The 14,050-nt window shown below is 47.3% G+C and carries 16 protein-coding genes; 7 read left to right on the top strand and 9 right to left on the bottom strand.

Features of this window, described 5'->3' with window-relative positions; genetic code table 11:
- The first annotated feature begins 34 nt into the window (after positions 1-34).
- Positions 35-1,126, top strand: coding sequence for a non-hydrolyzing UDP-N-acetylglucosamine 2-epimerase (gene wecB, locus IAQ59_RS18595; RefSeq protein ID WP_209332355.1), 1,092 nt, complete (start codon positions 35-37; stop codon positions 1,124-1,126).
- Positions 1,127-1,226: 100 nt separating this feature from the next.
- Positions 1,227-2,534, top strand: coding sequence for a nucleotide sugar dehydrogenase (locus IAQ59_RS18590; protein WP_209332354.1), 1,308 nt, complete (start codon positions 1,227-1,229; stop codon positions 2,532-2,534).
- Positions 2,535-2,589: 55 nt separating this feature from the next.
- Here IAQ59_RS18590 and IAQ59_RS18585 read toward each other — a convergent pair whose 3' ends face one another.
- A complete protein-coding gene (locus IAQ59_RS18585; protein ID WP_209332353.1) occupies positions 2,590-3,351 on the bottom strand; it encodes a DeoR/GlpR family DNA-binding transcription regulator in 762 nt (253 codons plus the stop codon).
- 175 nt (positions 3,352-3,526) lie between these two features.
- On the opposite strand from IAQ59_RS18585, the gene IAQ59_RS18580 reads away from it, so the two are divergent.
- From IAQ59_RS18580 to IAQ59_RS18565, 4 genes are all read left to right on the top strand, one after another.
- Positions 3,527-5,095, top strand: coding sequence for a glycerol-3-phosphate dehydrogenase/oxidase (locus tag IAQ59_RS18580; protein ID WP_209332352.1), 1,569 nt, complete (start codon positions 3,527-3,529; stop codon positions 5,093-5,095).
- Between the two features lie 3 nt (positions 5,096-5,098).
- Positions 5,099-6,601, top strand: a complete 1,503-nt coding sequence (glpK, locus tag IAQ59_RS18575; RefSeq protein WP_209332351.1) for a glycerol kinase GlpK — start codon at positions 5,099-5,101, stop codon at positions 6,599-6,601.
- A gap of 3 nt (positions 6,602-6,604) precedes the next feature.
- Positions 6,605-7,351, top strand: coding sequence for an MIP/aquaporin family protein (locus IAQ59_RS18570; RefSeq protein ID WP_209332350.1), 747 nt, complete (start codon positions 6,605-6,607; stop codon positions 7,349-7,351).
- Positions 7,352-7,692: 341 nt separating this feature from the next.
- A complete protein-coding gene (locus IAQ59_RS18565) occupies positions 7,693-8,244 on the top strand; it encodes a pyridoxamine 5'-phosphate oxidase family protein (RefSeq protein ID WP_209332349.1) in 552 nt (183 codons plus the stop codon).
- A gap of 83 nt (positions 8,245-8,327) precedes the next feature.
- On the opposite strand, the gene atpC is transcribed toward IAQ59_RS18565, so the two are convergent.
- From atpC to IAQ59_RS18550, 3 genes are all read right to left on the bottom strand, one after another.
- Positions 8,328-8,573 carry an ATP synthase F1 subunit epsilon gene (atpC, locus tag IAQ59_RS18560; RefSeq protein WP_209332348.1) on the bottom strand — a complete coding sequence of 82 codons (246 nt, stop codon included), beginning with the start codon at positions 8,571-8,573 and terminating at the stop codon, positions 8,328-8,330.
- Between the two features lie 53 nt (positions 8,574-8,626).
- Positions 8,627-10,129 carry a F0F1 ATP synthase subunit beta gene (atpD, locus tag IAQ59_RS18555; RefSeq protein WP_209332347.1) on the bottom strand — a complete coding sequence of 501 codons (1,503 nt, stop codon included), beginning with the start codon at positions 10,127-10,129 and terminating at the stop codon, positions 8,627-8,629.
- 159 nt (positions 10,130-10,288) lie between these two features.
- Positions 10,289-10,801 (bottom strand): C40 family peptidase, encoded by a 513-nt coding sequence (locus tag IAQ59_RS18550; protein ID WP_209332346.1) that lies wholly within the window; start codon positions 10,799-10,801, stop codon positions 10,289-10,291.
- A gap of 237 nt (positions 10,802-11,038) precedes the next feature.
- Here IAQ59_RS18550 and IAQ59_RS18545 point away from each other — a divergent pair, with 237 nt between their 5' ends.
- The gene (locus IAQ59_RS18545) at positions 11,039-11,287 is read left to right on the top strand and encodes a hypothetical protein (protein WP_209332345.1); all 249 of its coding nucleotides are present in this window, start codon (positions 11,039-11,041) and stop codon (positions 11,285-11,287) included.
- 5 nt (positions 11,288-11,292) lie between these two features.
- Here IAQ59_RS18545 and coaE read toward each other — a convergent pair whose 3' ends face one another.
- Genes coaE through IAQ59_RS18520 form a run of 5 tightly spaced genes read right to left on the bottom strand, consistent with a single transcriptional unit; the run spans position 11,293 to position 14,048 of the window.
- Positions 11,293-11,901 (bottom strand): dephospho-CoA kinase, encoded by a 609-nt coding sequence (coaE, locus tag IAQ59_RS18540; RefSeq protein ID WP_209332344.1) that lies wholly within the window; start codon positions 11,899-11,901, stop codon positions 11,293-11,295.
- On the bottom strand, positions 11,894-12,859 hold the full coding sequence (locus IAQ59_RS18535) for a YbbR-like domain-containing protein (RefSeq protein WP_209332343.1): 966 nt from the start codon (positions 12,857-12,859) through the stop codon (positions 11,894-11,896). Before IAQ59_RS18535 ends, coaE begins: the two co-directional genes overlap by 8 nt.
- A 10-nt stretch (positions 12,860-12,869) precedes the next feature.
- A complete protein-coding gene (gene yajC / locus IAQ59_RS18530; RefSeq protein WP_209332342.1) occupies positions 12,870-13,187 on the bottom strand; it encodes a preprotein translocase subunit YajC in 318 nt (105 codons plus the stop codon).
- Between the two features lie 2 nt (positions 13,188-13,189).
- Positions 13,190-13,735, bottom strand: coding sequence for a DUF1573 domain-containing protein (locus IAQ59_RS18525; protein ID WP_209332341.1), 546 nt, complete (start codon positions 13,733-13,735; stop codon positions 13,190-13,192).
- A gap of 7 nt (positions 13,736-13,742) precedes the next feature.
- Positions 13,743-14,048, bottom strand: coding sequence for a YtxH domain-containing protein (locus IAQ59_RS18520; protein ID WP_209332340.1), 306 nt, complete (start codon positions 14,046-14,048; stop codon positions 13,743-13,745).
- Positions 14,049-14,050 lie beyond the last annotated feature (2 nt).

Here is a 14,050-nt window from a genome sequence, read left to right as displayed (position 1 = left end):
TAAATTCTTTATTTGGTATTAATCGCTTTATTTTATGCTGGTAGATTTGATAGCGGGTGCGCGTCCTAATTTCATGAAGATTTCTCCGATCATTGATGCAGTCATTGCGGCTAAAAATGACGGGAAAGACATTGATTTTCGATTGATCCACACGGGTCAGCATTACGACAAGAATATGTCGGATAGTTTTTTTGAGCAGCTGGGTATTCCGCAGCCGGATGTAAATCTTGGGGCAGGGGGAGGCACGCAGGCTGAACAGACTGCCGCAATCATGGTGGGCTATGAAAAGCTTTTGCTCGAAAGCCGAAAACCTGATATTTGCTTGGTGGTGGGTGACGTCACCTCGACGATGGCTTGTGCGATCACCGCACAAAAGCTGCATGTAAAGGTAGCCCATGTTGAGGCTGGAATTCGCTCCGGTGATTGGACTATGCCGGAAGAGATCAATAGGCTGGTGACAGACAGCATTACAAATTACTTTTTTACTACCTCTGAGGTGGCTAATACCAACCTAAGGAATTCGGGCATCGGAGACGAGCGCATATTTTTTGTGGGCAATACCATGATCGACACTTTGATAAAGCACCGTCCGAGGTTCCAAAAGCCTGACGTTTGGGATGCCTTGTCGTTGGAAGATAGAGGGTATCTGGTGATGACACTTCATAGACCTGCTAACGTAGATCAAGAGGAAAAATTGAAGTACCTGATCGATGAAATTGTCGCAAATACAGAAGGTTTGCCGTTAATTTTTCCGGTACACCCTCGAACGAAAGCCATGCTAAACCGCATCGGGATTTCTCACGAAAGGTTGCATATGATCGAGCCGCTGGGTTATTTGGAGTTTAATTTTCTCGTGGAGCGGTCTAAGGCGGTCGTTACTGATTCGGGCGGAATTACTGAAGAAACTACGGTAATGGGTGTCCCCTGCATGACGCTTCGGGACAATACCGAAAGGCCGGAAACCATCACCTTGGGAACAAACGAACTACTCGGTACAGACCCCCAGGCCATCGCTCCTGCGATGAAAAAGCTCTTCGGAGGCAGTTGGAAAAGGGGAAGCATCCCGGAACTTTGGGATGGTCATACTGCCAAGCGCATTATTGAAATCCTCTTACAGAAGGCGTGACGCTGCATCATATAGCAGCGATAGCAGGTTTAATAATTGCCAAAGGGCTTTTCATACGTTAAAGTTGTTTGATAACATATTTTCATTGCGATAAAAAAAGATGAGTGCACCATTAAAACCATTTTCTGATTCTACAATCGCCGTAATTGGGTTGGGATATGTAGGGCTTCCGCTTGCGGTTGAATTTGCCAAAAAGTTTCCGGTTATCGGATTTGATATTTCATCCAAGCGGGTGCGGGAGTTGAACGAAGGGAAGGATTTCACCCTTGAGGTGGAGGATGATGATTTGCAGCGAGTGATAGTGTCTGAGTTGGGTGGAAAAGGCGGACTTTTCTGTACGGATCAGAGTGAGCATCTGAAGCAGGCCAATATTTTTGTGGTAACGGTTCCTACCCCTACAGACCGGCATAATCGTCCCGTTCTTACTCCGATGATCAAAGCCTCAGAGACCGTAGCCCACGCACTAAAAAAAGGCGATGTGGTCATCTATGAGTCTACTGTTTATCCTGGGGTGACCGAGGATGAATGCGTTCCTGTGCTTGAGAAAGTTTCAGGTATGAAATTTAACGAGGATTTTTACGTGGGGTATTCACCGGAACGCATCAACCCCGGAGATAAAGAACATACGGTTGCAAAAATTTTGAAAGTGACCTCAGGGAGTACCCCCGAAGCGGCCGAATATGTAGACTCGTTGTATAAAGCGGTGATAACTGCGGGCACCCATCTCGCTCCTTCGATCAAGGTGGCCGAGGCAGCAAAGGTCATCGAGAACTCCCAGAGGGATATCAATATTGCGTTTGTGAATGAGTTGTCCAAAATATTCAGCCTGATGGGCATCGATACCCAAGAGGTGCTTATCGCCGCAGGGACAAAATGGAATTTTCTTCCGTTCCGGCCGGGTTTGGTAGGAGGGCATTGTATCGGTGTTGACCCCTATTACTTAGCTCAAAAGGCTCAGGAAGTGGGCTACCATCCGGAAATAATTCTGGCGGGCCGTCGCTTGAACGATAGTATGGGCAAGCACGTCGCTACAGAAGTCATCAAGTTGATGATGCGCAAAGACCTCAAAGTAATTGACTCGAAAGTGCTTATCCTCGGGTTTACCTTCAAGGAGGATTGCCCGGACGTGCGAAATACCCGGGTGATTGACATTTACCACGAACTTAAAACCTTTGACATGGAGGTTGATGTGTATGACCCTTGGGCAAACAAAGAAGAGGTGGCACATGAATATGGTATATCGATCCTGAATGGTGGAGAGACACCTAATTTGGCAGACTATTCTGCCATTGTGTTGGCAGTTGCGCACAAGGAATTTAAAGCTTGGCCGATCGGTAAATCGGATACGCAGGTGGTTTTTGATGTAAAATCCGTGTTGGCCAAAGAGTTGGTAGACGCGCGTTTGTAGCGTTCTGTTCTTTATGGTGCCTGCATTTGAGGCATCGATGTAATCCGGCTAGCGATTAGGCGATGATTACTTCGATGCCTTTTTCTTCCATTTTTTCTATGTAATGCGACGATAGGCCATCGTCGGTTATAACGACATCTACGTCTTCGAGATTGGCGATTTTGCCAAATCCTTTTTTACCAAATTTACTCGAGTCTGCCAGAATCACCGTCTTTTGCACGGCATGTATCATCAGCGTGTTCAGATGGGCTTCCATCATGTTGGTGGTCGTGAGTCCAAACTCCAGGTCTACTCCATCCACGCTTAGAAACAGGGTACTGCATGCAAATTGGCGGATCATTTCCTCGGCATAGTGCCCCACCACGGAGCTGCTACTCTTGCGGACAACCCCACCCAATTGAACCAGTTCGACATTCGGATTTTGCAGTAGAGCCATGGTGACATTCATGGCGCCAGTAAGAATGGTGAGGTGTAACTCCTTCGGAATAGCTTGGGCAAAGGCAACCACCGTGGTGCCTGACCCGATGATAACTGCGTCGTTGTTCTGTAGGAAACCAATCGCCTTTTTGGCAATGGTCAGTTTCTGACTGACGTGAACCAGTTTCTTTTCGTCAACAGGACGGTCGTTTACGTAGGGTGCCACCGGGGTTGCACTGCCGTGCGTACGAAAAAGCAAGCCTTTGTCTTCTAAAATTTTCAGGTCTTTTCGGATAGTGACCATCGTGACGTTCAGCTTTTTGCTGAGTTCTGCCACACTCACATAGCCTGCACTTTGCAGGTTTTCTAAAATGAACTTGTGTCTTTCCGCTATGGTCATGTCAGTAATGGAATTGGATTCATTGGAAGTTTTCCTTAGAAAGGAAATCTTGGCGACGAATATATGCTTAATATTAAGGAAATGTCAATGGAAAAGAAAGTAAATGGTCTTAATTTAGTTTCCTTTTCTTTCCCTTTGTATCTTTTTGTATTACTTTTGAGTAAATGTATGGGTAATGGATAGAAATGCAAATTTAAAGAAGCTTGAGAATAAGGAAAGAGTGTGGGATTTGGCGGTAATAGGAGGCGGTGCCTCCGGATTAGGTGTTGCGTTGGATGCGCTTTCCAGAGGGCTCAGTGTCGCATTGTTTGAACGGGCGGATTTTGCGCAGGGGACTTCCAGTCGTAGTACCAAACTGGTGCATGGTGGAGTCCGATACTTGGCTCAGGGCGAGGTAGGTTTGGTGTTTGAAGCATTAAAAGAGCGTGGAAGACTGCTGCATAATGCGCCACACTTGACCGAAAATCAGCCGTTTATCATACCTATTTATACTTTTTTTGATCGCTGGAAGTATTCTATCGGGTTGAAAATTTACGATTGGATGGCCGGTAGGTTGCGGTTGGGCAAAAGCCGATTTATTTCTAGGGAGATGACCTTGGAACGTTTGCCACAGATAAAATCGGAAGGCCTGCTGGGAGGAATCGTCTACCACGATGGGCAGTTTGACGATGCGAGGCTGGCGCTTGCGATTGCCCAGAGTTGTGATGCCATGGGAGGCTGCGTACTCAATCATATGCCCGTCTCAGATGTGCTGAAGAATTGCGAAGGGAAAGTGGAAGGGGTCTCTGTCAAGGATACCTTAGGCGGCAAAAAATACCGGGTAAGGGCAAGGGCGGTGGTAAACGCAACCGGTGTGTTTGCAGATAAGATATTACGGATGGATCAACCCGATATCGGTAAAACCATACAACCAAGTCAGGGGATTCACTTGGTGATGGACCGGACTTTTTTGGGTGGTCAGGATGCGTTGATGATCCCTGCCACCTCTGATGGGAGGGTGCTGTTTGCCGTACCTTGGCAGGATAAGTTGGTGGTGGGCACAACGGACACTCTCCGGGAAAAGGCCAAGATGGAGCCAAGGCCGTTGGCGAGCGAAATCTCGTTTATTTTGGATACAGCACGTCAGTACCTAAAGAATCCTCCCACAAGAGCGGATGTACTTTCTGTATTTGCCGGATTGCGGCCATTGGCTGCACCCAAAGAGGGAAGTATGAAGACCAAGGAGATTTCCCGCAGCCACAAGATCATCGTATCCGATTCTGGGCTGATTACCCTTACCGGGGGGAAATGGACAACTTTTCGGAAAATGGGAGAAGATACGGTTGAAGCGGTAGGGAAAGTAATCAGAGTAAAGTTGAAGGCCAGTAAATCGATGGATGTGAGGCTGCACGGATATAGTGAATCATTGGAATCCGGCCATTGGCGAAGCTACGGTTCAGCGGGGGCTAGGTTGCGGAAAATGGTAGAAGGTGATCCCTCACTGAGCAAATGCTTGCATGAAAGGTATCCCTATACCGAGGCAGAGGTGGTTTGGGCCGTTCGTGAGGAAATGGCCATGAAAGTGGAGGATGTATTGTCCCGTAGGATGCGGGTTTTGATTTTGGACGCCAAGGCAGCCATTGCCATGGCGCCAAGAGTTGCGGAATTGATGGCGGCAGAATTGGGAAAAGACGTGGACTGGATTACTGCTCAATTGGAAGATTTTAATAAATTAGCAAATAAATATGTAATCGATAGCCTCTAATTCATGACAAACCAAACCCAATTTATCCTCGCTCTAGACCAAGGTACCACTAGCTCTAGGGCCATACTTTTCGATGCTGCCGGACGTTCCGTGGCGGTGGCACAGAAGGATTTCGAACAGCATTTTCCCAAGCCCGGATGGGTGGAGCACGATCCCGCCGAGATATGGACTTCCCAGGCAAGTGTGGCCACGGAAGCCATCACAAAGGCCGGCATTACAGCTGCTCAGCTGGCCGGTATAGGGATCACCAATCAACGGGAGACCACTATCCTGTGGGACAGGAATTCCGGAAGACCGCTTTACAACGCCATCGTATGGCAGGACAGAAGGACTTCTTCCTATTGCAACCAACTAAAGGATCAGGGTCATGGAGAGTTGATAAGCAGAAAAACAGGCCTAATCATCGATGCCTATTTCTCTGCTACCAAGATCAAGTGGGTCTTGGATAACGTCGAGGGCGTCAGAGAAAAGGCCAACCGGGGAGAGGTCTGTTTCGGTACGGTGGATACGTGGTTGATTTGGAAGCTAAGCAGTGGAAAGGAGCACCTGACCGATTTTACCAATGCCAGTAGAACGATGATTTTTAACATCCACGAACTCAAGTGGGACGAAGAGCTGTTGGAGCTGTTTGATATTCCCGCTTCTATATTGCCGGAGGTGAAGCCGAGTAGTGGCCAATTCTGTACTACGGCTGGGGACGTGTTTTCTGAAAAGATACCAATCGCAGGGATTGCGGGGGATCAGCAAGCGGCTTTGTTTGGACAGCTTTGCTTGAAGCCCGGAATGGCAAAGACGACCTACGGTACAGGCTGCTTCTTGGTCATGAATACGGGAGAGAAGCCGGTTCAGTCCACGAATAAACTGCTTACAACCATCGCATGGGGCCTTGACGGAAAGGTGACTTATGCCTTAGAGGGCAGTGTTTTTATTGGAGGTGCGGCCATTCAGTGGCTTAGGGATGGGGTAGAGGTCATTCGTCAAGCAGCGGATAGCCAAATGCTTGCGGAAAGTTTGGAGGATAACGAGGGTGTTTACTTTGTGCCTGCATTGACGGGTTTGGGAGCACCATACTGGGATCAAGGAGCCCGAGGAGCCTTTTTTGGGATAACCCGAGGAACTACCCGTGCACACATGGCAAGGGCTGCGCTAGAGGCCATTGCGTATCAAGTGTACGATGTGCTAAAGGCGATGGAAAGGGATGCAGGAGAGGAGACGAAGGAGATGCGGGTGGACGGTGGCGCTACAGCAAATGATTTTTTGATGCAGTTTCAGGCCGACCTTATTCGATGTGAGATTAAGCGGCCTCAAATGTTGGAGACCACGGCATTGGGGGCGGCTTACCTGGCTGGATTAGCAGTAGGTTTTTGGAAGAGCGTGGAGGATCTTCGGGAATTGTGGGACGCCGATGCAAGTTTTGAGCCGAAAATGGATCAGGCAAAGGTGGCAAAAAACCTGCATTTTTGGCATAAAGCCATTGATAGAACCTTAAACTGGATGGAGGATTAAGCTATGACGACATTTGTTGCTGAATTTGTAGGAACCTCCCTGTTGATAGCCATGGGCTCCGGGGTCGTTGCCAATGTGGTCTTGAATAAGACCAAGGGTTTTGATTCCGGGTGGATCGTGATCACCACGGCTTGGGCATTAGGCGTTTTTATTGGAGTGGTAGTTGCTGGCCCCTACAGTGGCGCGCATCTTAATCCTGCTGTTTCAATAGGTTTAGCTGTTGCGGGGGACTTCGAGTGGAGCCAGGTTCCGCATTATATTTTAGCGCAGGTATTGGGTGCCATGTTTGGTTCGGGGATTGCCTGGTTGGTATACAAGGATCATTTTGATGCCACCCCTGATCCGGGATTAAAGTTTGCTCCCTTTGGTACGGTACCTGCGATCAGGAATTACGGTTCAAATTTGGTTTCTGAAATGGTTGGTACATCGGTGCTGATTATTGTGATTTTATATTCAACGGATCCCGTTATTAACGATGGGAATAATACCCCTATAGGTCTTGGGTCTTTGGGTGCGCTGCCTGTGGCCTTTTTGGTTTGGGTGATCGGCCTATCGCTGGGGGGTACCACCGGATATGCCATCAATCCTGCTCGTGACTTGGGGCCACGCATCATGCATGCCATTCTGCCTATCAAAGGTAAGGGCGGCAGCGATTGGGCCTACAGTTGGGTTCCCATCGTGGGGCCCATATTAGGTGCGTCCATTGCGGCAGGGATTTATATGTTGTTGGGAGTGTGGGGGATGGTTTAGTCAATGGATTGGCTACCGGCTTTGTGTTTCTTGTAGACCTTTTAGGGGTACTAGTTTATGCGTAGTTTATTCAGGAAGCTTGTCATCTGTTTACTCGGCATGGAAGAAATGAATTACCCAGGAGGGTATGTATATGGGGACTGCGGCAAGGATTATGTACAACTACTAACCAAGGCGCGGCTAGCCATCGTCTTAGGGGTTGGTATCATGTTTTTTGATAAGCGAATCTCTCGGATTTTCGCCCCACGGTTGTCATTGGCGCCTTGTTTTCCATGGCCTGCACCTTCAGTGTTTTTTATGGTTAACCTGTCTTTTCATTTTCCGGTAAACAGATAATTGATATGGGAAAGCAATTTGCATCACTTACCCCTGATATAAAGGGCTTTATCGAAAGGCAAAAGATCTTTTTTGTCGGCACGGCAGCGGCTGAGGGAAGAGTCAACGTTTCCCCAAAAGGGATGGATACGCTGCGGGTTTTGGACGATAAACGGGTTGTCTGGCTCAATCTTACCGGAAGCGGCAATGAGACGGCCGCGCATTTGCGCCAACTCCCTAGGATGACGATCCTATTTTGTGCCTTTGAAGGGAAGCCGATGATTTTGAGGCTCTATGGAACGGCCAAAATCTTTCATCCTCGCGACACGCAGTTTGGGGAGTTGGTGGGGCTGTTCCCGGCTATTTCAGGTGCCAGACAGGTGGTGGAACTAGCTATAGAGCTCGTGCAGACTTCCTGTGGGTTCGCGGTTCCATTGATGGATTTTAAAGAAGAACGTCCTACACTTGCTGCATGGGCTGATAAGCAGGGGACGGAAGGGATAGAAGCCTATTGGTCGGAGAAAAACACCAAAAGTTTAGACGGTTTAGAAACCGGCATTTTTGGGGAAATTACTTAATCAATTTTGTTAGGCTCTAATATGAAAAAAGGGCGGCCAATCCATTGGCCGCCCTTTTTGGCAGTAGGAAGAGGAAGGGCAGGTTATACCAATACCTTCTCTGCCAACACGATGATTTTGTTGTCGTTTACTTCGACCACGCCTCCGTGTACCTGCAGGGTCTGTTTTCCATCTGAGGTGGAAAAGGAAACAGATCCTGTGGCCAATGCCGATACGATAGGTGCGTGGTTTTTTAATACCTGAAACGATCCATCCGCTCCGGGAAAGGAAGCTTCTGAAACTTCTCCTTCGAATATTTTTTTATCGGGAGTAATGATTTCTAGGTGCATAGCATATTGTTAAAATGGGGTGTCGTTAAAGACACCCCATATGGGCATCTTATTTATTTTACTTCTGCCATCATTTTCTCACCTTTGGCGATTGCATCTTCGATGCTTCCCACTAGGTTAAAGGCAGCCTCAGGAAGGTGGTCCAATTCACCGTCCATGATCATGTTAAAGCCTTTGATGGTATCTTTGATATCAACCAATACACCTTTCAGTCCGGTAAATTGCTCGGCTACGTGGAAAGGCTGTGAAAGAAAACGCTGCACTCTTCTAGCTCTGTGCACAACGAGTTTGTCATCTTCGGACAATTCTTCCATACCCAAGATGGCGATGATATCCTGGAGTTCTTTGTACCGCTGAAGGATCTCCTTTACTCTGGTAGCACAGTTATAATGCTCGTCTCCCAAGATACTTGGTTCCAAGATTCGCGAAGTAGAGTCAAGTGGATCCACTGCTGGATAGATTCCCAACTCGGCTATTTTTCGGGAAAGTACGGTGGTGGCATCCAAGTGGGCGAAGGTAGTAGCCGGTGCTGGGTCAGTCAAGTCATCCGCTGGTACGTAAACAGCCTGCACAGAGGTAATGGATCCGTTCTTGGTAGAGGTGATCCGCTCTTGCATGGCACCCATTTCGGTGGCCAAGGTAGGCTGGTAACCCACCGCAGATGGCATTCTACCCAATAGGGCGGATACTTCGGAACCTGCTTGTGTAAATCGGAAGATATTATCTATAAAGAACAGGATGTCTTTTCCTGCGCCTTCTCCTTCACCATCACGGTAGTACTCCGCCAGGGTCAAGCCTGTTAGGGCTACTCGGGCACGGGCTCCTGGAGGCTCGTTCATCTGACCGAAAACGAAGGTTGCTTTCGAGTCTTCCAATTTTTTCACATCTACTTTGGAAAGATCCCATCCACCCTGTTCCTCAAGGGAATGGATGAAGTCATCGCCGTAAGTAACGATGCCAGACTCGATCATTTCCCGAAGCAGGTCATTTCCTTCCCTGGTTCGCTCACCTACTCCGGCAAATACAGACAGGCCCGAGTAAGCTTTGGCGATGTTGTTAATCAATTCTTGAATCAACACGGTTTTGCCTACTCCGGCTCCACCGAAAAGTCCGATTTTTCCACCTTTGGCGTATGGTTCGATCAGGTCGATTACTTTGATACCGGTATATAGCACCTCTGTGGAGGTAGATAGGTCTTCAAATTTTGGAGCGGAGCGGTGTATAGGAAGGCGTTTGCCACTCGTGGGCTGAGGTAATCCGTCGATTGCTTCTCCTATCACATTGAACAACCTGCCCTTGATACCTTCACCGGTAGGAACAGAAATGGGAGCACCTAGATCGGTTACGACCATGCCTCTAACCATACCTTCCGTAGAATCCATGGAGATGGTTCTCACACGGTCTTCACCGAGGTGCTGCTGCACTTCCAAAACAACTCTTACACCGTTTTCTTTAGTAATCTCAAGTGCGTCAAGGATGTTTGGCAAACTGCCTCCTTCAAAGGAAACATCTACCACAGGCCCAATGACTTGAGTTATCTTACCAGTATTCGCCATTTTAATATTTTAAGATGAAAAGGATCTGAACTTTTTTATTCGGATGCAAAATTAGTTAATAAAGATTAATACCAAAGGATGTTTTAAAAATTAATCCACTTTACCTCAATTTTTTATAGGTAATTTCAAAAGCTTCGATAAGGCATTAAACTCATGCTGTCACTGGGCGGTAAGGGTGCTTAAAAAAACCCTTCTGGCCCGAATAAATCTCCCCGACCAATAATTCGAAAATACGTTGTCTTCAGTGACCCCCAAGGAGGTGGAGGCGTGTATAAACTGGACATTTCCACGTCCTGTTTGGGTCACTATACCGGCGTGGGTGACCTTTCTACGTCGGTTGCCCGTGGCAAAAAACACCACGTCACCCTTGGCCAGTTTTCCTTTAGGGACATTTTTGCCGATCTTACTTTGGTCTTCGGTGGTTCGGGGTAGGTTGACCCCAACACTTCGGAAAGATAGGTACACCAAAGCAGAGCAGTCCATCCCAGAACGCGTGGCACCACCGTATCGGTAGGGAGTGCCCCGGTACGTTTTTGCCGTATCGATTACCTGCTGAATATTTTGTGAGCGGATTTTTTTGGATGCAGTGCATGAAGACAGGAGGCCCGCAAATGAGCCAATAATCAGGATACGTAAAAAAAACGGCCCAAGGCGGTGTATTCGTAGCAGCATAGCGTTCTTTGGTGTTTTCAAGCCAATAATAGTTGATAGCAATTCGTTAACAAAATCCACCCTGTTTTTAACGAATAAATTATGTCGGTGTTGCTGGTGGGGGGCTACCATGGATGGGTGGCTTGACTTTGAAAAAAATGATTAATTTAGCAGGGCAAAGGCAAGCGAATTTCCGGTTTAATCGTTATTTCCCGAACGGCTGAGAGGCATAATGAGTCCATCTTAGAGGCAATAAACATGAGCAAAGAAGACTTTAGAAAGCTTTCATTGAATAAGAAAATTCAAAAACTCTACACAGAGGGTACTTTTGTGGTAGCTATTCGCTATTACGCCTATAAGGTGAATCTTTACCTGTTGGGGAGGGACTATGTGGAGGTGTTCTACAATCACAAGCACGACCGCATCGATAAGATTGAATTCTTAAACCACCGCCACTCGCGGATGAAATTTTACCTGGATCAGATTTCGTTGGAAAATATCGCCTAACCCCTCTAGCGAACCGGATCGGTCAGCTGCCGGTGAATCTTCAAAACTTGAGGGATCACCATTTTCTTGTCTGAATTATCGATCACAAAGTCAGCGCCTTCTTTTTTACGTTCTTCGGGCCACTGTCTATCAATGATTGCTTTTACCTCTGAGGCGGACCGTTGAGGATCCCGAAGCAGGACTCGAAAGATCCGTAAGCTTTCCGGGGCGGTGACCGTGATGATCCGGTCCAGTTCTTTATATGAACCGGATTCGAACAATAACGCGGCCTCTTTCAGTACGTAGGGTGTTTGCTGTGCCTGTGCCCATGTCTGAAAGTCCCTTCCCACGGCAGGGTGCACTAATCCATTGATGAGCTGATTATTCGCTGCTTCGGCAAAGACCTTTGAAGCCAGGTAGCTTCTGTTTAGGCTGCCGTCTGTAAGGTAGGATTCCTGACCAAATGCTTTTATGATTGCTTGGCGGAGAGGTTCGTGGTTTACCATGAGCCATTTCGCCCGGTCGTCGGCTTGGTATACAGGCACTCCGAGGAGGTTGAAAATTTTTGCCACCAAGGTTTTGCCGGCACCTATTCCCCCGGTGATACCAACCAGTAATTTTTTGGGCTCACTCATAAATCAACTTGAAAGTAGGGGGGTCAAAGATAACCTGTTCAAGATAGGAAGGTGTTGTGTTTAACATCACAGAAACGGTGCTGTCCTCCCGATTGCGGCTGTTGTAGCTGATGATGGCTTTTAAATCCAACTTTTCGAAGTCGCTAACCTTCCTTTCATCGATGAGGTAGGACATCGCTACGGAATTGGTTTCCGGTTCCACTTTTACGTTAGCAGGAAAAAATGCCTTCTGAAGTTCAATATTCTTTTTGATGCCAATGAATTCTACTACCTCAAAGGAGATCATGACAGACTCTTCATCGAGGGTGAGGAAATCCCGTAGGTGTCTGGGTACTGAAAGGGGGATTAGCTTTAGAAAGTTCTGGTTGATATTTTGTTCGCCTAGATCCACTTTCCATTTCCCCCCAAGTTCTTGAATCTTGCTAACAGGCCCCCGCACCGTTATCTGCGTGGGGTCCACCGATATGGGCGAGGCAAACCGGAAATTTTCGGATAACAAATTTTCCGTGGTATCCGGTTCTACGGTGATTTTTCTGGAAATGATTTTGTCTATCTTAAAGCGAATGGTGTCTTGAAGGATGCCGACTAGCCGTGTGGGTGTAAGTGTTTCTGCAAGTTCCCGTTCCAGATTTCTGGATAGGACAAAATTGGTTTTGGATGGGTCTTCGAGGTTTATGACGAATGGGTTAGATTGAAAATTGAAATATTTACGCAGTAGATCCCACCCATTTCCGTTGATTTCGATGGAAATTTGATCGGGAAGCGGTTCTACGGGCATAAACTCCGATTGATCAAATGCAAAGGAAACAGGCTGCTTCACTATTGTGGTGTAGTCGTCCTTGTTCAGGGCATTCAAAAGCCAAAAAGTGGTAGCCGTGACTACGCACAATACCACCACTTTTAAGTTTGAGGACACCTCCGGTTTTAGTTTGCCGATGAATTTTTGAATCTTGCCCAACGTAGATCCCTTATTTTGCCTCTTTGATCTTTTTGGTATAGTCTAGCGAGAGTGCCGATTTTTCTACTTTGATCTTCAAACCCTTATCCAGTTCAATCAACACGGTATCCCCTTCTACCGCATATACTTTGCCATGGATTCCACCAACGGTCACCACCTGATCGCCTTTTTTCACTTCGTTGATGAAAAGGTTGGTGTCCTTTTGCTTCTTTTGCTGGGGTCTGATCATAAAGAAATACATGATCAAGATGATACTACCAAATAGGAACACTTGTCCCATGATTCCGCCACCGGCTCCGCCGGCCTGCAATAAAATAACGTTTAGCATGTTTATCGTTTAACTGGTCCCAAACTTGGTTTAGCGGCAGAAGCAGTCCGCTGATTAACAGTGCCTTTTAGTCTTAGGCGGGTGACATTTGGTGTGGTATTGGCCTGAATCGTCACTGTGGGGCTTTGCACGCCGCTTTTTCCTGCTGAGTTGAACACCACTTTCACGAAGCCTTCATCTCCCGGCTTGATGGGTGTTTTGGTCCAGTCGGGGCTGGTACAGCCGCAAGATGCCTGGATATTGGATATTACCAACGGTGCTTGACCGTTGTTTTTGAATGAGAATACGTGTTCGATTACTTCACCTTCCGAGATGGTTCCGAAATCATACTCCATGGCCTCAAATTCAAAGGCTCCTACGGTGCTCGGGTCTGCAGGCTGCACGTTTTGCGCAGTAGTAGGCGTGACTACCCTATTTTGTTCGAGTTGGGTGATTTTTTCTTCCAAGGCCTTAATCCGATCGGCTTCTTCCGTGCTCTTGCTATTGCATCCGGACACAGCCAATGCGCCTGCCAGCAAAACGGCAGCTAGATAACTGGTTCTAGTCATGATATAATTAATTATTGTTTTCCTGATTTATTTGATCGATTAATTTATTGACATCGTTGAGCAGGTTTTCCGCCTTCGTCTTGGCCTCGGATATCACTTTGTTTCCCTCAGATTTGGCTTCGTTTGAGGTCAATGTTTTTCCTTCCACCAATTCGGTGATAAGCTTCTCCAATTCGTCTTTGTATTTGGCCAATTGGTAGCTTAGCTTGTCCCTGGTATTGTTGCCAGCATCCGGTGCAAACAGTATTCCCAATGTTGCCCCGATTCCCGCCCCTAGTAGGAAAGCGAAAAATGAATTTCCTTTATTGCTCATGA

This window comes from Lunatimonas salinarum (genome assembly GCF_017811155.1).
GTDB lineage: Bacteria > Bacteroidota > Bacteroidia > Cytophagales > Cyclobacteriaceae > Lunatimonas > Lunatimonas salinarum.
Note: the sequence above shows the minus strand (reverse complement) of the source record. Positions and strands in the feature narration are given on the sequence as shown.

Coding starts and splice junctions, on each gene's coding strand:
- IAQ59_RS18550 (WP_209332346.1), bottom strand. CDS start 10,801: ATGCTGCTACGAATACACCGCCTTGGGCCGTTTTTTTTACGTATCCTG.
- coaE (WP_209332344.1), bottom strand. CDS start 11,901: ATGAGTGAGCCCAAAAAATTACTGGTTGGTATCACCGGGGGAATAGGT.
- IAQ59_RS18520 (WP_209332340.1), bottom strand. CDS start 14,048: ATGAGCAATAAAGGAAATTCATTTTTCGCTTTCCTACTAGGGGCGGGA.
- yajC (WP_209332342.1), bottom strand. CDS start 13,187: ATGCTAAACGTTATTTTATTGCAGGCCGGCGGAGCCGGTGGCGGAATC.
- IAQ59_RS18580 (WP_209332352.1), top strand. CDS start 3,527: ATGGATAGAAATGCAAATTTAAAGAAGCTTGAGAATAAGGAAAGAGTG.
- IAQ59_RS18545 (WP_209332345.1), top strand. CDS start 11,039: ATGAGCAAAGAAGACTTTAGAAAGCTTTCATTGAATAAGAAAATTCAA.
- atpC (WP_209332348.1), bottom strand. CDS start 8,573: ATGCACCTAGAAATCATTACTCCCGATAAAAAAATATTCGAAGGAGAA.
- IAQ59_RS18525 (WP_209332341.1), bottom strand. CDS start 13,735: ATGACTAGAACCAGTTATCTAGCTGCCGTTTTGCTGGCAGGCGCATTG.
- atpD (WP_209332347.1), bottom strand. CDS start 10,129: ATGGCGAATACTGGTAAGATAACTCAAGTCATTGGGCCTGTGGTAGAT.
- wecB (WP_209332355.1), top strand. CDS start 35: ATGCTGGTAGATTTGATAGCGGGTGCGCGTCCTAATTTCATGAAGATT.
- IAQ59_RS18590 (WP_209332354.1), top strand. CDS start 1,227: ATGAGTGCACCATTAAAACCATTTTCTGATTCTACAATCGCCGTAATT.
- IAQ59_RS18585 (WP_209332353.1), bottom strand. CDS start 3,351: ATGACCATAGCGGAAAGACACAAGTTCATTTTAGAAAACCTGCAAAGT.
- IAQ59_RS18570 (WP_209332350.1), top strand. CDS start 6,605: ATGACGACATTTGTTGCTGAATTTGTAGGAACCTCCCTGTTGATAGCC.
- IAQ59_RS18565 (WP_209332349.1), top strand. CDS start 7,693: ATGGGAAAGCAATTTGCATCACTTACCCCTGATATAAAGGGCTTTATC.
- glpK (WP_209332351.1), top strand. CDS start 5,099: ATGACAAACCAAACCCAATTTATCCTCGCTCTAGACCAAGGTACCACT.